At 61.6% G+C, this 24,949-nt stretch carries 25 protein-coding genes and 1 tRNA gene; 9 read left to right on the forward strand and 17 right to left on the reverse strand.

The features are described 5' to 3' along the window. The first annotated feature begins 61 nt into the window (after nt 1–61). Nucleotides 62–1,456, forward strand: a complete 1,395-nt coding sequence (locus BM338_RS11860; protein WP_090451068.1) for a dihydrolipoamide acetyltransferase family protein — start codon at nt 62–64, stop codon at nt 1,454–1,456. 31 nt (nt 1,457–1,487) lie between these two features. Here the strand turns inward: BM338_RS11860 and BM338_RS11865 are convergent, their stop codons facing one another. Beyond that, nucleotides 1,488–3,761, reverse strand: a complete 2,274-nt coding sequence (locus tag BM338_RS11865) for a glycoside hydrolase (RefSeq protein ID WP_090451272.1) — start codon at nt 3,759–3,761, stop codon at nt 1,488–1,490. Nucleotides 3,762–3,923: 162 nt separating this feature from the next. Next, on the reverse strand, nt 3,924–6,146 hold the full coding sequence (locus BM338_RS11870; RefSeq protein WP_090451069.1) for an ESPR-type extended signal peptide-containing protein: 2,223 nt from the start codon (nt 6,144–6,146) through the stop codon (nt 3,924–3,926). Between the two features lie 871 nt (nt 6,147–7,017). Between BM338_RS11870 and BM338_RS11875 the strand changes: the two genes are divergently transcribed. Further along, nucleotides 7,018–7,401, forward strand: a complete 384-nt coding sequence (locus BM338_RS11875; RefSeq protein ID WP_090451070.1) for a VOC family protein — start codon at nt 7,018–7,020, stop codon at nt 7,399–7,401. A 6-nt stretch (nt 7,402–7,407) separates the two neighbouring features. On the opposite strand, the gene BM338_RS11880 is transcribed toward BM338_RS11875, so the two are convergent. From BM338_RS11880 to BM338_RS11930, 11 genes are all read right to left on the reverse strand, one after another. After that, the gene (locus BM338_RS11880) at nt 7,408–7,734 is read right to left on the reverse strand and encodes a hypothetical protein (protein WP_090451071.1); all 327 of its coding nucleotides are present in this window, start codon (nt 7,732–7,734) and stop codon (nt 7,408–7,410) included. A gap of 31 nt (nt 7,735–7,765) precedes the next feature. Beyond that, nucleotides 7,766–9,133, reverse strand: coding sequence for a tryptophan--tRNA ligase (locus BM338_RS11885; protein WP_090451072.1), 1,368 nt, complete (start codon nt 9,131–9,133; stop codon nt 7,766–7,768). A gap of 4 nt (nt 9,134–9,137) precedes the next feature. Continuing rightward, nucleotides 9,138–9,455, reverse strand: a complete 318-nt coding sequence (locus BM338_RS11890) for a CcdB family protein (RefSeq protein ID WP_090451073.1) — start codon at nt 9,453–9,455, stop codon at nt 9,138–9,140. Further along, the gene (locus tag BM338_RS11895; RefSeq protein WP_090451273.1) at nt 9,455–9,685 is read right to left on the reverse strand and encodes a type II toxin-antitoxin system CcdA family antitoxin; all 231 of its coding nucleotides are present in this window, start codon (nt 9,683–9,685) and stop codon (nt 9,455–9,457) included. The genes BM338_RS11890 and BM338_RS11895 overlap by 1 nt, the downstream gene beginning before the upstream one ends. A 55-nt stretch (nt 9,686–9,740) precedes the next feature. Then, nucleotides 9,741–10,655 carry an arginase gene (rocF, locus tag BM338_RS11900; RefSeq protein WP_090451274.1) on the reverse strand — a complete coding sequence of 305 codons (915 nt, stop codon included), beginning with the start codon at nt 10,653–10,655 and terminating at the stop codon, nt 9,741–9,743. A 22-nt stretch (nt 10,656–10,677) separates the two neighbouring features. Further along, on the reverse strand, nt 10,678–11,124 hold the full coding sequence (locus tag BM338_RS11905; RefSeq protein ID WP_090451074.1) for a rhodanese-like domain-containing protein: 447 nt from the start codon (nt 11,122–11,124) through the stop codon (nt 10,678–10,680). A gap of 93 nt (nt 11,125–11,217) precedes the next feature. Further along, nucleotides 11,218–12,222, reverse strand: coding sequence for a patatin-like phospholipase family protein (locus tag BM338_RS11910; RefSeq protein ID WP_177229306.1), 1,005 nt, complete (start codon nt 12,220–12,222; stop codon nt 11,218–11,220). An 81-nt stretch (nt 12,223–12,303) separates the two neighbouring features. Further along, a tRNA-Thr gene (locus BM338_RS11915) sits at nt 12,304–12,379 on the reverse strand. 56 nt (nt 12,380–12,435) lie between these two features. Further along, entirely contained in the window at nt 12,436–13,152 is a 717-nt protein-coding gene (locus BM338_RS11920) for an SPOR domain-containing protein (RefSeq protein WP_090451076.1), read from the reverse strand. A 37-nt stretch (nt 13,153–13,189) separates the two neighbouring features. After that, nucleotides 13,190–13,948 carry a type III pantothenate kinase gene (locus BM338_RS11925; RefSeq protein ID WP_090451077.1) on the reverse strand — a complete coding sequence of 253 codons (759 nt, stop codon included), beginning with the start codon at nt 13,946–13,948 and terminating at the stop codon, nt 13,190–13,192. Further along, entirely contained in the window at nt 13,945–14,916 is a 972-nt protein-coding gene (locus tag BM338_RS11930) for a biotin--[acetyl-CoA-carboxylase] ligase (RefSeq protein WP_090451078.1), read from the reverse strand. The genes BM338_RS11925 and BM338_RS11930 overlap by 4 nt, the downstream gene beginning before the upstream one ends. A 241-nt stretch (nt 14,917–15,157) precedes the next feature. Between BM338_RS11930 and BM338_RS11935 the strand changes: the two genes are divergently transcribed. Then, nucleotides 15,158–15,475 carry a hypothetical protein gene (locus BM338_RS11935; RefSeq protein ID WP_255367280.1) on the forward strand — a complete coding sequence of 106 codons (318 nt, stop codon included), beginning with the start codon at nt 15,158–15,160 and terminating at the stop codon, nt 15,473–15,475. An 8-nt stretch (nt 15,476–15,483) separates the two neighbouring features. Then, nucleotides 15,484–16,251: a M90 family metallopeptidase gene (locus tag BM338_RS11940; protein ID WP_090451079.1), complete on the forward strand. Its 768-nt coding sequence runs from the start codon at nt 15,484–15,486 to the stop codon at nt 16,249–16,251. 7 nt (nt 16,252–16,258) lie between these two features. Here the strand turns inward: BM338_RS11940 and BM338_RS11945 are convergent, their stop codons facing one another. The 4 genes from BM338_RS11945 to dusA form a co-directional block, all read right to left on the reverse strand. Beyond that, nucleotides 16,259–17,677 (reverse strand): ATP-binding protein, encoded by a 1,419-nt coding sequence (locus BM338_RS11945; protein ID WP_090451276.1) that lies wholly within the window; start codon nt 17,675–17,677, stop codon nt 16,259–16,261. After that, the gene (locus tag BM338_RS11950) at nt 17,643–18,335 is read right to left on the reverse strand and encodes a response regulator transcription factor (RefSeq protein WP_090451080.1); all 693 of its coding nucleotides are present in this window, start codon (nt 18,333–18,335) and stop codon (nt 17,643–17,645) included. Before BM338_RS11950 ends, BM338_RS11945 begins: the two co-directional genes overlap by 35 nt. Then, nucleotides 18,335–18,631: a PepSY domain-containing protein gene (locus BM338_RS11955; RefSeq protein WP_255367281.1), complete on the reverse strand. Its 297-nt coding sequence runs from the start codon at nt 18,629–18,631 to the stop codon at nt 18,335–18,337. Before BM338_RS11955 ends, BM338_RS11950 begins: the two co-directional genes overlap by 1 nt. A gap of 114 nt (nt 18,632–18,745) precedes the next feature. Further along, nucleotides 18,746–19,762 carry a tRNA dihydrouridine(20/20a) synthase DusA gene (gene dusA / locus BM338_RS11960; protein WP_090451082.1) on the reverse strand — a complete coding sequence of 339 codons (1,017 nt, stop codon included), beginning with the start codon at nt 19,760–19,762 and terminating at the stop codon, nt 18,746–18,748. 87 nt (nt 19,763–19,849) lie between these two features. Here dusA and BM338_RS11965 point away from each other — a divergent pair, with 87 nt between their 5' ends. From BM338_RS11965 to BM338_RS11985, 5 genes are all read left to right on the forward strand, one after another. Beyond that, nucleotides 19,850–20,896: a tyrosine-type recombinase/integrase gene (locus BM338_RS11965; protein ID WP_090451083.1), complete on the forward strand. Its 1,047-nt coding sequence runs from the start codon at nt 19,850–19,852 to the stop codon at nt 20,894–20,896. 99 nt (nt 20,897–20,995) lie between these two features. After that, nucleotides 20,996–21,313 carry a hypothetical protein gene (locus BM338_RS11970; protein ID WP_090451084.1) on the forward strand — a complete coding sequence of 106 codons (318 nt, stop codon included), beginning with the start codon at nt 20,996–20,998 and terminating at the stop codon, nt 21,311–21,313. Nucleotides 21,314–21,911: 598 nt separating this feature from the next. Beyond that, complete coding sequence (locus tag BM338_RS11975) at nt 21,912–22,769, forward strand: DNA adenine methylase (RefSeq protein ID WP_218156332.1); 858 nt, start codon at nt 21,912–21,914, stop codon at nt 22,767–22,769. After that, nucleotides 22,766–23,365, forward strand: coding sequence for a hypothetical protein (locus BM338_RS11980; protein ID WP_090451085.1), 600 nt, complete (start codon nt 22,766–22,768; stop codon nt 23,363–23,365). Before BM338_RS11975 ends, BM338_RS11980 begins: the two co-directional genes overlap by 4 nt. 5 nt (nt 23,366–23,370) lie before the next feature. Then, nucleotides 23,371–24,468: a DGQHR domain-containing protein gene (locus BM338_RS11985; RefSeq protein WP_090451086.1), complete on the forward strand. Its 1,098-nt coding sequence runs from the start codon at nt 23,371–23,373 to the stop codon at nt 24,466–24,468. The last annotated feature ends 481 nt before the right edge of the window (nt 24,469–24,949 follow it).

The raw sequence follows: 24,949 nt of genomic DNA on the forward strand, positions 1-24,949 counted from the left end.
GCCTACGCCGGGATGACGCCAAAGAACCGAATACTCCAGCCTGATTACCGGAAACCGACTCATGGCCGACATCAAATCATTCCACCTGCCCGACCTCGGCGAAGGCCTGCCCGACGCCACCATCGTCGAGTGGCACGTGAAGGAAGGCGACTACATCAAGCTCGACGCACCGCTGTGCTCGATGGAAACCGCCAAGGCGGTGGTCGATGTGCCGTCGCCGTACACCGGCACGGTGAAGAAGCTCTACGGCGCACCGGGCGACATTATCGAGACCGGCTCCGCGCTGGCCGATTTCGAGCCCGACCCGAACGCCAAGCAGCGTGCCGAGGCCGAAAGCACTGGCCATCACCATGGCCCAAAGAAGAGTGTCGGCAGCCCGGCGCCGGACAACGCCAACAAGGTCGTCGCTTCTGACGAGGGTGGCGAAGTCGAGTCCAAGGCCGATCGCGAAGACGAAGGTACCGTGGTCGGTGCTATGGTCAGCGGCAGTCATGTGCATGTCGAACAAGCTGCCAGCATCGGCGGCGTGAAGGCCGTGCCGGCGGTGCGCGCGCTCGCCAAGAAGCTCAAGGTCGATCTCACCCGCGTGCGTCCGACCGGCGCCGATGGTGTGGTGACGATGAAGGACGTGAAGGACGCCGCCGCAAACGGTTCGGCTGCACTGGGTGCCGCTCCCGCACGCTCGGTACCGGCTTCCGCTGGTCGCCACCTCGCCCCCGAACTGCCGCAGCCGGACCATGCCCCACAAGAGCAAGCTCGTACGCCGGTGTCGCTCGCCGGTAAACCGGTGCGCACCGCGCCGCCGAGCGTGCAAGCCAGCGGCCAGCCGGAACAGCTCAAGGGCGTTCGCCGCAATATGGCGCGCGTGATGGCCGAGGCCCACGCCAACGTGGTACCGACCACGTTGGTGGACGATGCCGACCTGCACGCCTGGATCGGCAAGCAGGACATCACCGCCCGCCTGATCCGCGCGATCGTCGCCGCCTGCAAGACGGTGCCAGCACTCAATGCATGGTTCGACGGCAAGAACCTCACCCGCACCCTGCATCCGCACGTGGACATCGGCATCGCCGTGGACACGGAGGACGGCCTGTTCGTGCCTGCCCTGCGCAATGCCGATGTGCTCGACGGCGCCGGTGTGCGCGCGGCGATCAAGCGCCTGCGCTCGCAGGTGGAAGATCGCTCGATCCCGGCCTCCGAGTTGTCGGGCTACACCATCAGCCTGTCCAACTTCGGCATGTTCGCCGGCCGCTACGCCACCCCAGTGGTGGTGCCGCCGACGGTCGCCATTATCGGTGCCGGCAAGTTGTGCCATGACGTGGTCGCGGTGATGGGCGGTATCGAAGTGCATCGCCGCATGCCGATCTCGCTGACCTTCGATCACCGCGCTGCGACGGGTGGTGAGGCGGCGCGCTTCCTCAAGGCGTTGCTCGACGATCTTGGCCTGCCGAACTGAGTTCGGTGATTGCTCGATGTGAAAAAGGCGCCTAGGGCGCCTTTTTCACATCTGCGTCGGGAACGTAACGCGTGATGCTTCCATCGGTTCGGATCGCAGTGATGCTATGAGCGTCATAGCGTTTCCCAGCCACTTCGCGCGAAGCGTCCGCGAAGTTGGCGATCAATCGAGTGCCATCGGCGAACGTCGTTTGCTGCAGGCGCCGGTCCGACGACAGCCATTGCAGACCGGTCAGCGCCTGCGTGGCAAGCGCACGATGCAGAGGCTGGAAGAATGCATCCTGGCGCTTCATCAGCGGCAATCGTGCTGACAAGGTGTCCGCGCTCAGGTGATACAGCGGCGGTGCGTTATAGAGCAATTGAGTCAGCTCGCTTTCGACATGCACATTGCTCAGCTTGAGATTGTCGAAAACCCAATGATGGGTGGCGATGATCGAGCCGTGAAACACGGCCTGGTACAGCGGCAAGCGAAAAACCGGATCGAAGTACGCCGTGCGATAGGGCTCTTTCATCGGCACGGACTTGAAAAAGACGGTCGGCTCGTCACCGGGAAACCAATCGCCGAGGTAGTAAGGCGACTGCTTGTTCTTCTTCGGTCCACTGCCCAGATCCGGATCGCCCCAACCCATCACCGGCGTTTGCATGCCGTGCGCGAAGACGAAGCCTTGCGAAGTCGGTCCGTTGCCGTCTTCGGAACCGATGGGGAGATGCAATTTTTCCGTCAGCCAGCGCATGCTGTCGATGTAGCCTGCCGCGTTCTGTTGCTCGGTCATCGTTGCGCCAGGACGATAGCTGTCGAATACCATCGCCGTGGCATAGACATCGAGAAACCAGCTATTGAATGGCACTTTCTTGAGCAACGCGGTGACTCGTGCTTCCAGCAAAGGACGCACACAGCGCGGATCGGTGTAGTAACCGGATTGCTGAAAACCCGCCTTGGGCTTGCCGTTCGCAAGCACGATGGCGCAGTTCTTGTAGGCATGCAGACCGAGATGCGCCGTGGCCCAATCCGGATTCTCCTTCTTACTGAACAGCGCTGTCTCGTAGGAGTCGTAAGGGCCAATCAGATAGCCCGCACGCACCGCCGCTGCGATGGCTTCGGGATGCCACAGCCCGCCCTCCCAGCCTTCACCAAGGCCCAGCCACAGATGAGACAAGCCGGCAGCCTGCAGTTGCTGCATGGTGGCCATAGATATACCACTGCCCCAGCGCGAAGCGTCCTGCTCAAGCACGCTGCCGAAGACAACGGATAGCTGTTGGCGCACATCACCATAGCTATCGGCGAGCACATGCATGTCTGGCTCGTCGCCAAACCAGCGGGCGCGTGCCTTCGCGTTGAGCGCTTGATTGAGTGCGGTCACCAGAACACGTTGCCCATAGCGATCAGGAGTTGCCTTCGTCTGTTTGAGCACCGCACTGGCTTCGGCATCGAAGTGGCTCGCAAGATCGACAGCAAACGCGTGCTTTCCACGCAGCAAACGAAGCAAGCCCGACCAGTCTTTGACATCCTTCACTGCCAGCAGGCCGCTACCCCACAGATATACGTGCGTTGCGCCCAACAGCTTGTCGATCTCGGGCGTCTTGACGAGCTTGCTCTCAAGCGATTCGAAACGCCCGGTATCGATCAGCCATTGCCGATACCGTTTGGCACCGGCCAGCGGATCGGCGTCCCCCAGATGCAACAACAAAGTCAGCGGCGTGCCGGGATCCAGCCGAGTGAACTGATGACTTGCCGCGATAGCGAGCGCATCACCATCGGCGGTGAACTTCAGTTGATTGTTGAATGGGTTGGTCAACAACCAGGTCAGAGAAAAGTTGCCGTGATCATTACCCCATAGCGGCAGACTCAGATCCTGTGCGGTATTGATCTCGCCCATGCGATCGATCATGAACCGCTGCCATAGCGCATTGCCACGCGGCACATAATGGCCTTCGGCAAGTGGAAAGATCAGCCCCTGGCCCATGGCCGACCCAGGCTGACGCAGGAAATCCAGTTCACCGGTGGCCTTGGCGCGAATGCTCAGCGCCAGATCGCCCCCTTCCAGCGCCACTTCAATGCGATAAGCATCGTTGTCCCATTGCCAGTCGGCATGCGTGGTGGTGGCGGTGAATTGGGATACGGCATGCGCCGATACACCCGCAGAGGCCGTGACCGTCGCGCCGCGAGCCGGTGTTACGCGTATGGCTAGCGTGCCGGGCTCCAACGCCACTTGCCACTGTGAGTTTTCCAAAACCGTATCGGCCAGTGTCAGCGATGGGGCGGTCACGACACATAGTGCGATCAGGCGGCAAACACGATGGAACATGAGCATCCCTCTCCTGTGACGGCGGCATCCAGCTCCAAGCATAGGCGACAAGGCCCACACGGGCCTCGTCTTTATGTCCAGAACTCTTAGAAATCACAAAAAAAGCCGGCATCACGAAGATGCCGGCCAGAGGACTTCACGAGTTGTCGTTATGGCCCAGTTTTACCAACCGATGCCGAGACCCGCACCGCCCGACGTTTCACTGCCCGATGCCGAGCCGCCGAACGACAGGCTGACGTTCGGGGCCACCGAACGCGAGTAGCCCACTGCGATCGCGGACTTGCCGCCCTGCGTACCCACGCCCACACCCAGACGGTTCGGCGAGTCGATGCCCTGTGTACTGAAGGACATCTGCGACATCGCAGCGCTCATCGCGCCAACGCGGTTGATCTTGACGTCCTGCTGCTGGAAGCGCTGATTCACTTCACCTTTGAAGTTATCCAGCGTCTCGCTCAACGCAGTGAACTTGGAGTCGGTGTAGTTATTGGCCGTCTGAATCGCTTCGTTGACCTGCGTGTTCACCTGACCCACATTCGCCGCGTCCGAATCCGCTGTGCCTGCGCCAACATTGCTGATGGGCGCGCCGCCGTTGTCGGTGATCGGGCCACCACCACTACCACCGTCACCAATGGAGCCATCGGCGATACCGTTCTCGATGCCATCGACCCGACCGCTCAAATCGCCTATCTGGTTTTGCAACTGATCCCGGATATCCGACAGCTGACCGCCATTGACGGCGTCCCTGCTGCCAGAGGCGATACGGCCGTCGGCGATATTGGTCAGCAATGTGCCAGCCACGCCGCCAAACGTCACCACGTCGCGGCTGGCATCGTCATAGGCAATACCGTTAGTGGTGCCGCCCGCCTGCAAGTCGCCAATCACCGACTTGATGTTGGTAATGTCACCTTCCGCCACAGCCATGCGGTCATCCAGCACCTGCACGTTCTGATTGGTGTTGAACAACTGCGAACCGTTTACCGCATCGGCGCTGGTCGCGTTGAGTGCACCATCGGCGACATTGGTCAGCGTCACGCCCGTAGCGGCACCGATGCCACCTAACGTCACCTGAGTCTTGACGGTGGCGTCGTCGTACTGAACGCCGCTGGCACTGACATTACCGATCTGTCCCTGGAGGGCAGTGATGTTGGTGGTGTTGGCGGTCACTCGACCATCCAGCGCGGTGATGGCGTTAGTGTTGCTCGTTACATTCTGATTTGTGGTGAACAGCTGCGAACCATTCACCGCCTCGGTACTGTTCGCGTTGATTGCACCGTCGGCCACGCTCTTGAGCGTACGCGCACCACCAGAACCCGCAAAATCCACCGATGTGCCGTCCTTGCCGGCAGCCACGGTGATGTCCGCGCCGGCGGCGCTTTGCTGCACAAGGCCAACGGTACCGTTATTGAGGTCGCTGGTCAGATTGGTGATGTTGGTCGCATTGTTGGTCACCGCGGTATCGAGTGCCGACACGGCGCCAGCCAACGTGGTTTCCGTGGCTCCCTGCACCATCAAGGTCGGGCCGGTAATCGAACCGGTGGCGGGATCGAACGTGCCGCCCAGACTATCGACCACCGAACGGATCTGACCAACATTGACGGCATCTGTATTGGCCGTACCGGAAGCCACATGGATGATCTGACGCTCTGCGCCGAAGGCGCCCACCGCCACACTGTTTATGCGATCCGCCACCGAACGCGTTCCCAGGGCGACGCTGTTGTTCGCAGTAACGCTGGCGCCATAGCCGACAGCCGTACCGTTGGAAACGGTGGCGGCAATATTGGTGGCAGAGCCCAGCGCCACAGCGTTGAGCCCACCCGCGACAGAGTCGACACCCAGCGAAACCGCGTCCTGGCCGGCCGCATTGGCACGCAGACCGACGGCGATACCGTTGCGCCCGGTCCCTCTTGCTGCACCGCCTACGGCGACGGCACCCGATCCGGAAGCGACGGTGTCGACACCATAGGCGACGGCAGAATTAGCGCTTGCTGAAGCTCTCTGGCCAATCGCTACCGATGAGAACGTATTCGAGCTGAGCGCCGCGGACGAGGTCGCACCCGCACCAATCGCGATATTTCCAGGCTCACCGCTAGCCACGCCACCACCCGCGTCGTAACTCGGCGCCGTGGCAAACACCGAGTAGGCCTTGTTGTCCAAGCAGACATTCGGATCGATCAGATCGGGCTTGGTGCAACTGGTCGTTGCCGTACTATCAGCAGCCATCGCTGCCGAAGGCAACATCATCGCGCTGCTGATCAGCAGCGTGAATGCCGACACGCACAACGCGGACATGCTGCGAGTCGCCTTCCTGCGGCCCTTGGCCATTTCGGAAGCCACTGCCCATTGGTTGGTCGCGGTATTCCAAACGATGCGATAGATAATATTCATGCCGGATGCTCTCTAGAAGTCAGTCGAGTGGTTGAATCGTGCGCCCGCATCACATGCGGGCCTTGCGAATCACTCGCACGGTCGATGGATGTCCATAGGCTCATTTGTTCCTGCGCATCACAAACCGATAGCCACGACGTTCTGCTGTGGCGGATTGAAGGCTTATGAAGGAGTGCCCGCGAAACTGAGAACGCACGCATGGGCAAGACGCATCGTATGAAGGCCAACGTGGACCAGACTATGGGAGTAATCTGAAAAGAGACGCGAGCTTCATTGACAAGCTCATCCGGCTCACATGCAGCCATCTACCCCGCCCGTCCTTCGACTACATGAACATATGCGCGAAGAACTTGCGTCCTGTCTGCCGGCATTGCGCGCGAAGCTGGCGTCGATCTCTGCATCAACGCAAAGTGACAATGATTACCGACGTCCCTGGAAAAGATGAAAGCTATCTATAGCCATTCGCACACCATCGCCTGTCGGTCGCCTGCGCGGTCCGCTATATACGCTCAAACACCAGCAACCACTTTGCCCGCCATCGCTTCCATCGGCAGGTCGCATCTGCTGGACAATTTGGGTTTGTCGAACTGAGTTCGATCCCATCCCATGTCTGCATCAGGAGCGTAATGCGTGGTGGCTCCATCGGGCCGAATCACCGTGATGCTATGAGCGTCATAGCGCTTCCCAGCCACTTCGCGCGACACGTCAGCGACGTTGGCGATAAGTCGGGGGCCATCAGCGAACGTCGTTTGCTGCGGACATCGATCCGACAATAGCCATTGCTGTCCGGTCAGCGCCTACGCACAAATGACGCAATGTCCACCCTGCAGGCCCTACCCTAGAGCTACCCGCTTGTTCGCCGGAGACCGTCATGCATCACAGCCGACTGAGCACCCTCGTTTTCGATTGCCGCACTGCCGACCTCAAGCAGGCCGCCGACTTCTGGAGCCAAGCACTCGGCAAGCCTGTCGTTAGCTACGACCAGGACGGCGACGGGAAATACGCCGAACTGGCCACGCTCGCGGATGAGCCGATCATCTTGCTGCAGCGGGTGGATCATGACAGCCGCGTGCACCTGGATATCGAGACTGACGACTTGGAAGCCGAAGCGAAACGGCTGGAAAGCCTCGGCGCCAGGCGCATCGATCTGGTGCGTGGACGCTGGTGGGTAATGGAGGCACCGAGCGGGCAGCGCTTCTGCGTGGTGCAGAAACAGCGCGAAGCCTTCGGCCCGCACCTCAATCGCTGGGAGTAAGTGGCATCACTGTGGCCTGGAGCGCCAGATCATGTGACGCACGAGCATCGCGGCTAGCAACACAACGATGCAGGCGCCATAGCCATACAGCGCCGGCAATACCTGTTGCCAGATCGCGCCACTGGATGGACCGAACTGCCCCACGGCAGGAACCGTAGCCGCCTCGAAACCGATCACGGCAGATTGCACCGCAGCGAGCGCGGCCAGCAGTAAGGCGACGAGGTCGAAGGCCTTTCGCGCGCTGGTGCGCGGCAGACTCTTCGGAAAGGCCCAATAGGCCCAACCGAGAATAAGCAGCCATGGGGCAAGTAGCAGGATGGCGAGGTAACGCATCGTCGGGCACTCCTAAGTACCCGCCGCGCAGTTATTCCTGCGCGGCGAGCTGATCCAGTGCCTCGCGCAGGCGCGCGAGGGCTTCGTCTCGAGCCTGTTCATCGCGGTACTCGGGTGTAGCCGCCACATATTCACCATCCAGTTCCAGCGTCAGCGCTCTCGGCAGCACTTGCAGCACGGCCGCCGTGACGCCGGGGCCTTTGAGCCGCTTCTGCAACACACCAGCGGCCTTGGGATCGGCAAACGATTTCGACAGCAACAACTCTTCTCCGTCCGCGGAGAACAGGCGGAAGCGGAAGCTACCATCGGCGTCGCGGAAACTGGCGAAGCGCGGCAATTTGCCCGCCTTTGATTCGGCCTTGCTGGCCACCGTGGAAACGACGGTGGAAGCGCCCGAACGCAGGCCGATCGCATCGCGCAGCTCGGCGATTTTCGGCGCAGCGATGGCGCGTGCCTTGCGTGCGCCTTCGTGCAGGATCTCCTCGATCTGCGCCGGGCGTGCGATCAATGCGTCGTAGCTTTCGCGCATCGGCGCCACATCAGCCTCGATGCGTTCGAACATCACCTGTTTGGCCTCGCCCCAGCCGATGCCATCGAGCAGCGCCTGGTGGAACGCGTTGGACTCAGCTTCAGTAGCGAAGGCACGGAAGATGGTGAATAGCGAGGAGCTGCCCGGATCCTTCGGTTCGCCCGGCGCGCGTGAGTCGGTGACGATGCGCATGATCGAGTCGCGCAAATGCTTCTTTCCGCCGGAGAACAGCGGAATGGTGTTGTCATAGCTCTTAGACATCTTGCGGCCATCCAGGCCCGGCAAGGTAGCCACCTGTTCCTCGATCACCACTTCCGGCAACACGAAGAATTCGCGGCCGTAGATATGGTTGAAGCGCTGCGCGATATCGCGCGCCATTTCGATGTGCTGGATCTGGTCGCGCCCCACCGGCACCTTGTTGGCATTGAAGGCCAGGATGTCGGCGGCCATCAGCACCGGATACATGTACAGGCCGGCGGTGACCCCGGCATCAGCGTCCTCGCCCGTCTCGGTGTTCTTGTCCACCGCCGCCTTGTAAGCATGCGCACGATTGAGCAGACCCTTGGCGGTAACGCAGGTGAGAAACCAGGTGAGCTCCGGAATCTCCGGAATATCCGACTGGCGATAGAACGTGACGCGCTGCGGATCGAGGCCGGCGGCCAGCCAGGTGGCGGCGATCTCCAGACGCGAACGCTCGATGCGCGCCGGATCGTCACTCTTGATCAGCGCGTGGTAGTCGGCCATGAAGTAGAACGCATCCACCTCGGCGCGACGGCTCGCCGCCACGGCCGGACGGATCGCACCGACGTAATTACCCAGATGCGGGGTGCCGGTGGTGGTGATGCCGGTCAGTACGCGCACAGTTGTCATGAAGTCAGATACCGCTGAAAAGGAAGTCGATGGCACCGAGGATGGCATGCCTTTGGTCTTGCAGATTGCCGACCCGCTTGCGCAGGATCGCTACTGGTACGGCTGCGAGTTCAGGGGTGTACATCACCCATGTGTCTCCGTCGAGCGTCACCGCCGGCATCAGCTTTTCCATCGGTTTGCCGCTAACAGTCGCCGCTTTGCCGAGCGGAATGACCACGCAGGTGCGCAGATCCTCGAGCAGCTCCGATTGCACGGACAGCAGGTAGGGAAAGCGCTTGCTGCTCGCAGCATGTTCGTTGCGATATACGTCGAAGCGAGCCATCAGAACGAGCGCAATCCATCGCTCCACAAGCCATCGCGATCCAGATGGCGGTTGTAGGCGTCGATCGCGTCCTGGTTGGCCTCACGCCATCGCTCTTGTTGGCGTTGGCGTACCACTTCAGAGAGGAATTGCTCGAATTCGCGCGAAAGATTGATATTGAGCTGGCGCGCCTGCTCCAGCAAATCGCTACGAATACTTAGATTGGCGGCCTTGCGGGTGACGGCATGCATGACAATGCCCTCATATGGAATGCGCATAGTATATGCGCATTCCATGCTATGCACGTTAACGCATCAGCGTGGATTTGCCGAACAGCGATTCGACCAGGTCCACCGCCAGCCGGGCGGTCTGGTTGCGCTTGTCGAAGGCGGGGTTCAGTTCAACGATGTCGAGCGAGGCCATGCGGCCGGTGTCGGCGATCATTTCCATGCACAGCTGCGCCTCACGGTAGTTCGGGCCACCACGTACGGTGGTGCCGACGCCGGGTGCGATGGTCGGGTCGAGGAAGTCGACGTCGAAGCTGACGTGGAGATGGGTGTTGTCGTCCATGTCGGCGAGTGCATCTTCCATCGCGCGCTTCATGCCGACTTCGTCGATGTGGCGCATGTCGTAGATGCCCACGTTCGCCTCGCGCACCAGCCGCTTCTCGCCCTCGTCCACCGAGCGGATGCCGATCTGACGGAATACTTCCGGCGCGGTCGCCGGCGCGTTACCACCCAGCTTGGTCAACTCCTCCGGCCCCATGCCACACAGGCAAGCCACCGGCATGCCGTGGATGTTGCCTGAGGGTGTGATCTGCGCCGTGTTGAAATCGGCGTGCGCATCCAGCCATAGCACGCGCAGTTGCTTGCCCTGCTCACGGCAGTGGCGTGCGACAGCGGTGATCGAACCGATCGCAAGGCAGTGGTCGCCGCCAAGCATCACCGGCAAACGGCCCGCGGTCAGTTCGGTGTAGATGGCTGTGTACACAGCGCGATTCCACGCCACCACTTCGGGCAAATGGCGATAGCCATTCTGCGGGGGCTGCCACGGATTGACCGGTCCTTGCAGATTGCCGCGATCGATCACATCGAGTCCGCGTGCTTCGAGACGGCCCATCAGGTTCGCCACGCGCAGGGCCTCCGGCCCCATCGAGGCGCCGCGATGTCCAGCGCCGATATCGGTGGGAACGCCAATCAGCGATACAGCCTGCTTGCCCATGTTTTCTCGATTGCTTTGCATGTCAGGGGGTGGCGCCTTCGCGCACCAGCGGTAGTTCCTGCTGGCGCCAGGCGTTGATGCTTCCGTCGAGCAGACGCACATGGCTATAGCCTTGTGCTTGCAACATCTCCTGCGCGCGCGCGGCGCGGCGGCCGGAAACGCAATACACCACGATCTCCTGATCGCGCGGCACACCCAGTGCGGTATAGCGCGCGGCGAGTTGTTCGACGGGGATGTTCAAGGCACCAGCGATGTGGCCGTCGTGGTATTCGTCCACACGGCGCACGTCGAGCAGTATCGGCGCCTGATCGGCCTGTTGGCGCTGGATCAATTGCGCGGCCGCCAGCGGTTCGTCAGCGGCGAGAGCGGCCGCCGAGAACATCGACGCGGCGAGCATAAGGCCTAGCGCGAACGCCTTGCCGCCAGCGCGAATGACTGGTGCAGACCCAGCGGATCGTCGGAGTTTCATGCAAATCGCCAAGATGGCTCGCGGAATCGTGTGATGCGATCCGGCAAGTCTACAAGAACCCGCCAGGACGATGCCCTAGCGGATGGTCGTCCATCAGGTATCGAGCGGGCGCTCGAACGAATCCAGCCACTCGACCAGCGGAAAGCTGCCATGCCGGCCAAGCGCCTCGCCGTGTTCGGCCAGCCAAAGCTCGGCGGTGGCGTAACCCTGGTCATGCAGGGTCTGCAGTTGGTGAGGGCGTGTGTCGGTGGCCGAATGTCCCAGCGCCGCCAGGCTTTCTTCCGGCGCCATGATGTGCAGGCGCAGGCGCCGCAGTTGGCGTTCGGTGGCGCTGGGCCAGAGCCGTTGCGTCGCACGTTCGCTCGCGATGGCGATATCTCTTAGTTCACGGATAAAAGCGCCACCGAACGCCAGTTCCGCAGAGAGCGCCACCGCGTCTTTGGTACTGCGCGGCAACAGCGAACGGCGCAGCGGCTGCAGCATCACGCAAAGCAGGTCGTCGCAGCCACCCTCGAGCAAGGGTTCCAGTGCGGGATTGCCGGCAAAGCCGCCATCCCAATAGGCCTCGCCATCGATCTCCACCGCGGGAAACCACGGTGGCAGGCTGGCCGAGGCGATCAGCGCGTCGGCGCTCAGGCGTGATCCACTGAAAATCGCCAGTCCGCTGTCGCGAATCCGCGTGGCTACCAGGTGCACTGCGACCGGGCCAGTTCGCAGCACATCGAAGTCGAAGAACTCTTCCACCAGCGGGCGTAGAGGATGTGCCGCCGACGCCATCGTCATCGGCCAGCCGAAGCTGTCGCTCAGGCTGCGCGAACTGGCCATCCACCAATCCACAGCCGAGTTGCGCCTGCCCATGTCGAGCCAGAACGTGTCCAGCGTCTCGCGCGCGCCGGCCGCACCATGGCGCGCCCAGCCTTGCGCCAGCGCCGAAGCATTCATGGCGCCGCTGCTGGTACCGCAGACCGATTCGACGACAAGACCAGGTACCTGCAGCAACCGGTCCAGCGCACCCCAGGTAAAAGCGCCGTGTGCGCCGCCGCCCTGCAGGGCGAGCTTCACCGGGATGGAACCGGAAGGATGATTGGTGCGTTGCACCAATCGATCTTCGGACTATTCGCATGGAAGCGTCAAGGCTAAAAACAAAAACCCGCCAGGAGGCGGGTTTCGATAGAGACGTGGTGCCGACAGTCTGACTCGAACAGACGACCTACCGCTTACAAGGCGGTTGCTCTACCAACTGAGCTATGCCGGCGAAGTCGCGCAGTTTAGCAGGGGCCGGCCCGCGGCTGTAGAACACGGACGCCGCTTTCAGAAACAACCAGTGCTGTGCGAGCCCACGCTGCTGTTATGCAGACGGCTGCGCCAGTCGAAACGCGCACTGTCGGTGACGGCGAGATCCAGCCAGTACTCGGGCACTGTTTCGGTGCGCTCGGTCATCTGCGCGGGGAAGCCCGCGGCGGCGACTTCGTCACGGCGCTTGCGCGCATTGGCAGGATCCTTAAACAACCCTAGCGAGATGGTGTTCGGCTGGCCACCCGAGCCGACCACGAAGTAGTCATTGATGCTGGCGGCGGTGAGCTTGCGTGCCTGCTCCAGCGCCTGCTCGCGACTGGCACTCGCCGGCAGGTAGACCCACCAGCCGCGCGTCTGCGTGGTCTGCTCCTGGCGCGAACGCATGCGCGCCGCCTGCGCGCTGAGTGCGCCACGCGCATTGCGCAGATCGATCGGCGTCGCAAACGGGCCGATCGAGATACAGGTGTAGCTGTTGGAGCGCGTGGTGGGCGCGGCTTTGACCGTCGACGCCGGCACCGGCGCAGTAACCGGCGCGGGAGATGAAACGGGCTCGGGATTCGCCGCCGCTGTGGTGCTCGCCGGCGCGGCTGGGCGTTCCGACAGCAGATGCAGGGTCGGCACGCCAGGATCGGTGGCACTACGGCCGTGCGTGTCGTCCTGTCCAAGCAACAGCCACGCGCCTACCGCGATATTGAAGGCAATCAGTAAGACGAACAGCAGGCGCAGGAACATTCAGCGATCCGGAAAAGCACAGGCGAAGGGCGACATTCTAAGAAGCCCGGGCCGATAGCGAATGCGCATTCGCCCACACCGCGAGGCCATGCAGCACACCATCCTCGGCCAGTTGCGCGGGCTGCCCCAGCAGCGGCAACAGCGCAGCGGCGTCACCGCCACCGAGGCGCAACGACGGTGCGCCGCCCAATGCGGGCGTCATGCGGGTGGTGAAGCGTTCGATCAACGCGGCGGCGGCCTGCCAACAGCCAGAAACCACCGCGTCGGCGGTGTTGTCGGCCACGTCCAGCACCTGCCCCGGCCGCTCGGGACGTACGCGCGATGTGGCGCCTACCAGCGACTGCTGCATCAGCTGTGGACCCGGTGCGATCAAGCCGCCAAGATGGCGGCCATCCGCCGCCAGCGCATCCAGGGTCAGCGCTGTGCCGACACCCGCCAGCACGCAGGGCGAGTGACCCGAAGCGTGCGCCGCGACCATCGCCAGAAAACGGTCCACGCCCAAGCGCTGTGGTTCGGCGTAGGCGCTGCGTACGCCGCAGGCTTCAGCTGGCGTGCGCAACCAATAGCTATCCAGTGACCACAGCGCTTTCGCGACAGCAGCGACTTGCGCTTCGCGGGCGTTATCCACCACCGACGCGCCAAGTACTTCGCGCGGCGTGGGCAGATCGCGCCAGGCGTGATGGAGCGCGTCGCCGACATCCTCGTCCCAACCCACCGCACCGCGCGTACGCCACACGGCGCCCTGCAGCAACGCCCATTTCAGGCGTGTGTTGCCGAGATCCAGCAGCAGCCTCATGCGCGGCGCACCGTGACGTCGGCGCTGTCGATGCTGCGCAGGCCATCGGCGGCCCACACCTGCAGCGCGCCCCGCACATCGACACCAGCGCCGACACCGTCCAGTACGCCTTGGGCGCCGTGTACACGCAGCGGTGCCTCTTTCAGCAGATCGTGCCGGGCGTATTCGTCGACGAAGCCGGCAAAACCTTCGCGCTCGAATTGCCCCAGTCCTTCGATCAGGGCGGTGATCAGCGCGGCCGCGACCTGATTGCGGTCCGGCGGGGTGCCGCCCGCCAGGGCGGCCAGGTCGCAAGTGGGCTGGCCGGCCTGTTCGCGCAAGGTGTCGGTAAGACGCAGGTTGAGGCCCACACCAATCACAGCGGCGCAAGGTCCCTGGTACTCGCCACTGAGCTCGACCAGGATGCCGGCCAGCTTGCCGCCTTGCGCCAGCACGTCGTTCGGCCACTTTAGGCCGGCATCGGCGATGCCCAGCGACTCCAGTGCGCGCAGCAGGATCACACCCACCGCCAGCGACAGACCAGACAGCGAGGCGAAGCCCGCATCGAAGCGTTTCAGGCAGGACAGATACAGATTCAAACCCGGTGGCGACAGCCACGTGCGGCCGCGTCGGCCACGGCCGGCGCTCTGTGTCTCGGCCAGCACCATGCTCAGGTCAGCCAGTGCCGCTGCGCGCCTCTGCAATTCGCTGGAGGTGGAGTCGAGCTCCCAATGCACTTCCAGCGTGCCCAGCCGCTTGCGCACTGGCACCGGTACACCGGCGCGGATGCGCTTGATATCCAGCATCTGCACCGGCCACGGCAGCCGGTAGCCCGCCGCGCCGCGCGCCTCGATCGGCACACCGCGCGAGCGCAGGGCCTCGACCTGTTTCCAGATGGCGGCGCGCGTCACCCCGGCCCGTTCGGCCAGCCATTCGCCGGAAACGGCCTCTCCCCCGGCCAGCAGGGCGAGCAACTGCGGGGCCTGCATCAGCGGAGGCCGCCCATTGAAAGAACCCGGTACGCGGACAAGGCCGCCGGGAAACAAGGGATTGCGTGCATTGCGCCATCTTAGAGCCTGGCCCGCGCGGCGAGTAGCCGACCAGGGCGCTCGCGGACCAGTACTTGTGGGACTGGTACCGTCGTTTGAACGGCGGCAGCGGCACTGGTATCCGCCCAGGGATTCTGCGACGATCCGGACCTTGGTTTGCGGATCAAGGGGTTGAGCCGCCATGGGCATTAGGCAGTTCCTGTTCGCGTGTGTTCTGGGCGTCGGCGGCATCAATGCCGCATCGGCCATGGACGCCGATACCCAGGAATTGGGCTCCGTTTCCATGCAGCGCGTCAGCACCGATAGCGCCGTCAGCCACGATGTGAGCGGCAATGGCGGCGACGCTCTCGGCGTGTCTCGAGATACCACTCCGCAGACCAGCCCGGCTTCCAGCTCGAGCAGCGAGAACTGCCCCACAGGCGGTAGCTCCTCGGGTGCCCAGCGCAGCCGGCGCATCAGTCTGGGCTGGCAGTCGCTGCTGCCTGGCTCGATCCAGTAAGCCGTTCCGTGCCGGGGGCCTGGTGGCGACAGCTGCTGTCGCGCTTCGACCCGCTGCCGATTCCCGACCCACTCTGGCGCCGCGCTCTGGTTTCATGCCCGCTGGCGCGGCGTCTCGATGACGCGCGCCAGCATGCATTGCGCGGATTGAGCGCAGCTTTTCTTGCCCGCAAGCGCTTCCACCCACTCGCCGGCGCCGTGCTGGATGAAAGGATCCGCTTGCTGATCGCCATGCAAGCTTGTCTGCCGGCGCTCGAGCAAGGTGTGCGCAGCCTGCGAGGCTGGCGCGAGCTGCTGGTATATCCGGGCGAATTCAAAGTGCGCCGCAGCCATCACGACGAACACAGCGGCGTGGTCAGCGAAGCCGACGATGTATTGATCGGCGAAGCCTGGGAACGTGGCCCGCTGATTCTTTCCCTCGCCGACGTGCAGCTCGACCTGGAGCAACCGTGGGACGGCTACAACGTGGTCGTGCACGAGATGGCACACAAGTTCGACATGCTGGATGGCCCACCGGACGGCGTGCCGCTCCTGCCCGACGGGATCAACCGCCGCGACTGGATCGTGGCGTTCCAGCGCGCCTACGACCATCTCTCCAACGATGTGGCGCGCGGCCGCGAGACCTTGATCGATCCCTACGCCGCCGAGAGTGCCGATGAATTTTTCGCTGTGGTCAGCGAAATGCACTGGTCGCAACCGGGCCTGCTGCAACGTGCGGAACCCTGTGTAGCCGCGCTGCTGACGGCGTACTACGGACCGTCGTCGGCACCTACCTGAGCGCAACTCAGCTCGGCGGCAGTTTCACGCTGAAACGCGCACCGCCGAATTCGGGCGAGCGGTCTACCGCCAGCTCGCCGCGATACGCCTTGATGATGTCCTGCACAATCGACAAGCCGATGCCATGGCCTTGCACGCGCTCGTCGCCGCGCACGCCGCGCTGCAGGACTTTTTCTATCTTGTCGTCGTCGATGCCGGGGCCATCGTCTTCCACGCTCATCCACAGACCGGGACGCTGGCGACTGCCAGCCGGCTCGGTTTTCACCACCAGCAGTACGCGATGGCTGGTCCACTTGAAAGCGTTTTCCAGCAGGTTGCCCATCAGCTCCAGCAAGTCACCCTGCTCGCCATAGAAAGCGGCGCCGTCATCGATGTCGAATTCGCACAACACGTTCTTGGCGGCGTAAACCTTCTCCAGGCTTTGCACCAGATCTTCGGCGTGACCGGCGATAGGAATCGCGGTAGCGAAGGTTTGGCGGCCGGTAGTGGCCGCGCGTGCCAGCTGGTAGGCCACCAACTCGTCCATGCGACGCACCTGGTCCAGCACGTCGCTGCGCAGGGGCACCGTACCGCCATCGACGGATTCGAGTCGCGAGCGGATTACCGCCAGCGGCGTCTTCAGACTGTGCGCGAGATCGGCGAGGGTATTGCGATAGCGCGTGCGCTGTTCGCGCTCGCTATCGACGAAAGCGTTGATGCGCTCAGTGAGGCCGGTGAGCTCCAGCGGGTATTGGCTGTCCAGATGCTCGGCATCGCCGCGCTCGACGCGACTCATGTCGCTGGCCACCTTGCGGAGCGGTGTCAGGCTCCAACGCAGCAACAGCAACTGCAACAGGATCAGCATCACGCCCAGCGAAGCAAGCCAGAAAATCATGCTGCGGCGGAACACGGCGTTCTGGCCTTCGAGCTGATCTTCGGCCTGCGCCACCATGAAAGTCAGCTTCACCGACTTCTTCTCAGAGGTGTCCAGCGCCACGCCATACGCGTAGTAATACAGCCGCCCCATGCGTGTATCGATGGGTCCGACGAACTGGCTCTGTCCGGGTTCGAGTCGGCTGAGAAAACTGAAGTCGCGGCCGATCGCCGAAGGCGATTCCAGCTTTACCCCGTTCTCGCCGAGAGCCAGCGCATACAGCCCGGAACCCGGCTGCGAGAAGCGCGGGTCGGGCGGTGTATCAGGCAGCAGCACCTTGCCCGAGCGCCCGACTTCGGTACCGGCCAGGTAAGCCACGACGTTGTTCTGCAGGCGGTCCTGCAGTTCTTTCACCGCGGTTTCCGCGCTGGTGCGCGAAAGGGTCAGCCCGACGACGCCAAGGAAGGCCGCCAGCACGAAGCCGGTGGCCAATGCCGCGCGCGCCGCCAGTGAAAACGGGCGGCGCGGCGGGCTGGGATCACTCGTCTTCGGCTTCGCTGCGAGGGATGGCAAAGCGGTATCCGCGTCCACGTACCGTCTCGATGGGCTTGAGGGTGCCTTCCGGGTCGAGCTTCCTGCGCAGACGGCCGATGAAGACCTCCAGCACATTGGAGTCGCGGTCGAAATCCTGCTGGTAGATGTGCTCGGTGAGGTCGGCCTTGGAGACCAGCTCGCCCGCATGCAGCATCAGGTATTCCAGCACCTTGTATTCGTAGCTGGTGAGGTCGACCAGCTTGCCTTCCACCGACACCGTCTGCGCGGTGGTGTCCAGCTTGATCGGGCCGCAGGCCAGCACTGGCTTGGACCAGCCACTGGCGCGACGCACCAGCGCGTTGATGCGCGCCAGCAGTTCCTCGACATGGAACGGCTTGACCAGGTAATCGTCGGCACCGTGCTTGAGGCCTTCGACCTTGTCCTGCCAGCTGCCGCGCGCGGTGAGGATCAGGATGGGGTAACGCTGGCCTGCTTCACGCAGCGCCTTGACCAGATCCATGCCGGACATCTTGGGCAAGCCCAGGTCGATGATGGCCAGATCGAACGGCACTTCGCGACCGAGGTAAATGCCCTCTTCGCCGTCCTGCGCCGCGTCGACGGCAAAACCATCGCGCTTCAGGCGTGCGGCGAGCGTCTCGCGCAGCGGCGCCTCGTCCTCTACCAAAAGGATGCGCATCAGTGTTTCTCCTTGTTGCCCTCGCCGTCGCCGGCGGAGTTCTTGGTGGAATCCGAGGAAGCCGGGCCCTTGCCCGCTTCCGTGTTCAAAGTGACCACGCGTACATGCCCGTCGGGCGTGAGCACCTTGATGCGGTGCTCGAACGCATTGCGCCCGCGCCGCACCGTGCTGGCCGACAGCACCTTGCCGCCGGTGTCGTGCTGCACTTGGTTCACCGCCTCTTCCAGCGTCATGGACGGCTCCAGCGCCTGTGCGGCCACCGAAACGGTCGCCAGGAGCAACAAAAGGGCCGGCATGCGGAGCATTGTCTTCATTTCGACAACAAAACCTCGTGGAAACGCCTTAAGGACGGCTATGCTCGTTCAGCCTATGAAACCGGGCCTGAATACTGACCCGACAGCCGTGCGCTGTCACGCAGCGACACGCCTCGGCGCCATGGCCTGCTCGATCAGGTCCCAGCCCGCGCCCGGCAGATGGGCGCCTTCGCTGATCAGGCGCCGGAAACCGCGCGCGCCCGGCTCACCCTGATAAAGCCCCAGCAGATGGCGGCTGATGTGCTTGAGCGAAGTGCCGCGCGCCAGCTCGGCCTCGATGTAGGGGCGCATATGGCGCAACACCTCGTCGCGCTCCGGCAGCGGCTCGCCGTAGAGCGCCGCCTCCACCCGCGCCAGCAGATAAGGATCGTGATAAGCCGCACGGCCCAGCATCACGCCATCTACCTGGGCGAGGTGCGCCTGCACCTGCTCGACCGTAGTGATGCCGCCGTTGATGATGACGGTGAGATGCGGAAACTCGCGCTTTAGCCGATAGACGCGCTCATAATCCAGCGGCGGAATCTCGCGGTTCTCCTTCGGGCTCAGCCCCTGCAGCCACGCCTTGCGTGCGTGCACCGCCAGAATCTCGATACCAGCCGCGATCATAGTTTCAGTGAAATGCTGCAGGCCAGCGTAATCATCCTGATCGTCCACGCCGATGCGGCACTTCACCGTCACCAGCACATCCACCGCATCGCGCATCGCCTTCACGCAGTCGCCGACCAAGGCCGGCTCGCGCATCAGGCAGGCACCGAATTTGCCCGACTGCACCCGATCCGAAGGACAGCCCACGTTGAGGTTGATCTCGTCGTAGCCGGCCTCGGCACCGAGGCGCGCCGCTTCCGCCAATTCCTTTGGCTCGCTGCCGCCCAACTGCAACGCCACCGGGTGTTCCTGCTGACTGTGTTCGAGCAGGCGCAATTGTTTGCCGCGCACCAAAGCGGCGCTGGTCACCATCTCGGTGTACAGGCGCGCACGCGGGGACAGCAGGCGGTGGAAGTACCGGCAGTGCCGGTCCGTCCAGTCCATCATGGGGGCCACGCATACACGAAATGAGTCAATATTGCGGCTCAACCCTTGCGTAATATGACTTTCGTGACTGAGTGGAAGCATTGCATTACTACTCGTTTTGTGTGATTTCGGGCCGTTTTGCGATCAGCGGTGTAACATGGAGTGCAACACAAAGGGAAAAGTTGCACCGTGGGAACCATCCTCACCCGCCGCCGCAAGGACGGCCAATCGAGCTACACAGCGGTCATCCGCCTCAAGAAAGCCGGCAAGGTGATCCATAGCGAGTCGGAGACCTTTGGGCGCAAGGCGCTGGCACAGGAATGGATGCGCCGGCGTGAGGCAGAACTTGACCAACATCGTGCCCGCGGCACGTTGCACGGCGCAAAGACGACGCTGGCCAGCCTGATCACATGGTACCGCGAGACCGTTGGCCCCACAGCGAAGTGGGGGCGCACCAAGGCATTTGACCTCCTTCGCCTCGAAGGGTGCGACATCGCGCGCAAAGTGGCCACCGAGCTGGGCACCGCTGATTACATCAACCATGTGATGGCCAGACGCGCCGAAGGCGCCGGCCCGGCCACGGTTGGCAACGATCTTGTATGGATCGGCCAGGTGCTGCGATCGGCCCGCGCTGGCTTCAATCTCCCCCTGCGCCTCGACTTTCTGGCGGACGCTCGCCACGAGCTGCGGCAACGGAAGGTGGTCCGCAAATCGCGATGGCGAGATAGGCGTGTCACGCCGGCCGAAGACGTGGCACTGCGTGACTACTTCGCGCGACGCGATAGGCGCGCGCAGATACCTATGTCGGACATCTATGCGTACGCAGTGCTCACGACGCGACGGCAGGAAGAAATAACCGAGATCCGGCGCTCGAACTTCGAGCGGCCGTGCGCCTGGCTGGACGACGTAAAGCACCCGACCATGAAAGAGGGCAACCGGAAGAAATTCCGCATGCCTCCCGAGGCATGGGAGATCATCGACCGGCAACGCGCGATCGATGGCGAGGACCGCGTGTTCCCCTACAACCCCAAGTCCGTGGGCGCAGCTTTCGCCCGGGCGTGCAAAGTGTTGGGCATCGAGAACTTGACCTTCCACGACCTACGCCACGAAGCAACGTCGCGGCTGTTTGAGCGCGGCTACGCCATCCAAGAGGTGCAGCAATTTTCGCTTCACGAGTCCTGGCAAACGCTCAAGCGATACACCCACCTGCGACCCGAGCACCTCGTCGACCGTTGAGCCTCCAAGTCGCTGTGCAGCGGCACACTAACTGCACACCGCTGCCTCCATGCCGATACGGAAAGCACGGGGGATTTGCTAGTGGCAAGGAGTACCACCATGAAAGACAGCAGCACCATCATCGCCACGCTTGATCGCGCGATCGAGCACGTAGACGCCATCGAGACGCTTGGCGCAAGCTTGGCCGCAGGCATGCATGCCGGCGTGGTCATACCCGACCACGTGCAAACGCTCATGGCCATGATGGCCACGCAGATACGTGAGCAGTTGGTCGAACTGAGCGTGATGCTGCAGGGGGCAAGAGAGCAGCGGCAGGGAGGTAGTGAAAATCCCTCCCCTTTATATAGCCCCCAATGGGTGGCTTCTTCGGAAACGGGTAATTTTGGTAACTACGTCACCAAGTCACTCACTTTTTAAAGCTAAAACATATAGTTACGAGATCATGACAAGGGTAATCAAAAGGTAATTCCTGGGTAATCGGATTACCCTAACAAAAGGTAATTTCACTCTCACAGCTACTCATTTATATTCAATCACTTAGATGATGAGGGTAATTTTAATTACCCTCAAATTACCTTTCCAAATAACTAACATAATCGTTTTATATCAATTAGTTAGGCCGAAATAAAGGAACGCGGTTACCTTCATCACCCTTTTCCGCGCCCAACCCAAGCAGCACTCGAATCGTGTGACCAATGGACTCCAAGGCTTTGAGACCAACGCGACGTACCACACGTGTCATGAACTGACAAAGACAACGGGACCGGCCGCTGTGTCTTGCGGCGTGGTGTCGCATCGTCTTGATCAGGGCTTCAACCATGTGAAGGAAGGTGACACGGAAAGCCAGATCGTCGCGGTGATGGGGATTGGGATGAAACCGAGCGTTTGGTCCATACAGTCCACCTGATCTCGCCTTGATGTCCGCCCAAGCCAGATAAGGGGCCGCGTCGAACAAGTTGTAACGTCGGCACAACAACGCAACAATTCAGTGTCAGTGCGACTTAAGGGGATAGGAGTGAACCGAGAACGGACGGCAGGCAAACCTGCTGGGGAAGACGGTGTCGGTATCGTCGTTCCTTTTCTCAAGTGGCCGGGCGGGAAACGGTGGCTGGCCGCAGAACACCGCAATGTGTTTCCCAAGAAATACAAGCGTTATGTCGAACCGTTTCTCGGCTCAGCATCCGTTTTCTTTGCGCTGCAACCCGAGCGCGCACTCCTGTCCGATGCAAATGAAGAACTGATCACCACTTACCGTGCTATCCGGTCGCGGCCCAAGGCAGTCATGGACGCGCTCAACCGCCATGCATTAAAGCACTGCGACACGTACTACTACGAGGTGCGATCGATGCGGCCCACAGGGTTGATCGAGCGCGCTGCGCGCCTGATTTACCTCAACCGAACCTGCTTCAACGGCATTTACAGAGTAAACCTTGAAGGTGTCTTCAACGTTCCGCGCGGAACAAAGAACACAGTCGTGCTCCCAACTGACGATTTCCACACTCTTAGCCGGGTACTCCACGGAGCCGAGCTGGAAAACAAGGATTTCGAGGAAATCATTGATCAGTCGGGTGACGGCGACTTTGTATTCGCCGATCCGCCATACACGGTGCGCCACAACACCAACGGCTTCATCAAATACAACGAAAAGCTTTTTTCTTGGGCGGACCAGGAGCGCCTCGCAGCCGCACTAGCACGCGCGAGGCGTCGCGGCGCCCGGATTGTTGCGACGAACGCGAACCACTCATCCATCCGCGAACTCTACGCATATCACCGGTTCGCACAGCGCACGGTCTCCCGCTTCAGTTCGATTTCCGCCACCAGTTCGAGCCGAAAACAATTTGAGGAGCTTGTCATCCTAGGAGGGCGGCGATGACGGCCGGAGACCCCAACACCGCACGAGACGTGGAGACTGACGGTAGATGGAAGCGATTTACCAAACACCCTTGGGTAAGGGCGACTTTGCGCTTTCTGAAGCGGCACCGCGAAGCTTTCTACCAGTTGTTCATGACAGTGGCCTTGGCCAACATCCCGATCGCTATTGTCTATCTCGACAAGATAACCAGCCTTGATCCAAAGGCGCCTCATGATGGGTACTGGACCATCCTTCTGCACCTGTTTCGTAGCGGCGATGTTTACGTCTATTCGGCAGCACTTGTGGCACCGTTCTGGTGGACGCTACTTACCTATATGAGGAACAAGCGCAAGATGTGGCTCGCCCCATTGCCCTTCGTGCTGAGCTGCTTCTGCACTGTTGCAGGCGGCCTCATCTACGCGAATCAGCTAAACGGACGTCTAAGCAACGAGCCAGTGGTAAATACTCTGGCGATCGCCATCTTTCTCTCATCGCTTGTGGTGCTGTACTGGTCTATCTATTGCGATCAGGCTTTGGCCGGGGACAACATGGAAGATCCCTTCGAAAAAGACCAGGACGACATCAACGATCTCATGAACGACATGGATAAGGGCTGAGCCGCATGGCGACTAAGAGCATCAAGCTAGACGGTCTCGTGGTCTCGCAACCTATCGGTGAGTTTTACGTCGTCGTCATGGAGCCTGACCAGTTAACCAGCCTAGCTGTCGCCGACGTGCGTAAGCTAGATGACAACGAACTCGATAAGTACCTAGGAATCCAGCGCCGCCTCGACAAAAAGCGTGTCGCCGAAATCAAGCAATACGTGAAGGGTATCGACGCGACTTTTCCAACGTCGGTACTACTCCACATCAGCGCGGAAAACGCGGAGTGGGACGACGATAGCCGCAAGCTGACGATCTTCTCGAATCAGGATGGGGACTTTAGCGAAATCGCCCATATCCTTGACGGTCAGCATCGTGTCGCCGGGCTGGAAGGGTATAGCGGCCCCACTTTTCAGCTCTGCGTCTGCATCTTCATTGGCGCCGATATCGCGGACCAGGCGAGCATTTTTTCCACAGTGAACCTTGCGCAGACCAAGGTCAGTAAGAGCCTCGTCTACGACCTCTACGAATATCAGAAGGCAAGGAGCCCGCAAAAAACGTCGCACAACATCGCGATTGTGATGGACCGGAGGGAGGGCAGCCCTTACCTAGGCAAGATCAAACGCCTCGGGTTTGCCACTAAGCCAGGTCAGATGCTCACCCAGGCCACCGTGGTGGAAGAGCTGATGCGGCTAATTACCCGCAGCGAGACCCAGGATCGGCAGGACCTGATGAAGGGCAAAAAGCTGCTACCTGCAACCGATGCAGAGCTACGCAAGACACCGTTCCGCAAAATGTTTATAGCTGGGCAAGACAGCAATATCGCGCTCAACGTGCTGAATTTCTTCCTTGCCGTTGAGGCCAGGTGGCCTACGGCATGGGAAGGCAACAAAGGCGTCATCCTTCCCAAAACGAACGGCTTCAAGTCCCTTATGTGGGCACTTGGCGAGTGGTACTCCAGGAATATGGTGGAGGGTGACGAGGTCTTCGACGCAAAAGTGTTTGGCAGTTATCTCCAGAAGGTGAATCTTCGAGACGAGGATTTCACCACCGACCTGTTCAAACCGGGCTCTACCGGCCAAGCCACGTTCAAAGATTACCTTCGCGAAGCACTTTGAGTCGTTGCGTGCATCATTTCGCATCACGCGCGAGCGGTTCGCTACACCAAGCGGCGCCAGTAATGGCGCCGTTTTTTCGTCTGCACCACTCGCATCAAAAGCAAGGGGCGAAGCGCGCAGGCGTGGAGGGGGGATGACCGCGCGCGCTGAGGGCTGGCTGACGAGATTTGATCATTTGTTGATCAGCCGACAGGCTTCCAGCCTGAGCCGTCCTGCCCCTCCCCTTCGGGGACCAAGAGAGCATCACCACTAGCCACAATGGCGTTAGGATGCGCTCATCTTTGCTGATGGAACCAAGCAATCAGCACCGGGCGTCGACGCCGATTGATCCAACTACAAAGCCCCGCATTTGCGGGGCTTTTCATTTATGGCCAGGGGCCACGTCGCTGCACCGTTACGGTGTAGGCATTCCCTTACTCGCACATGAGAATCCCCTTATAGTCAATCGAGGAGACAGTAATGGACGATGGACATGCCCAGT

This window comes from Dyella sp. OK004, from assembly GCF_900114495.1.
Classification (GTDB): Bacteria; Pseudomonadota; Gammaproteobacteria; order Xanthomonadales; family Rhodanobacteraceae; genus Dyella_D.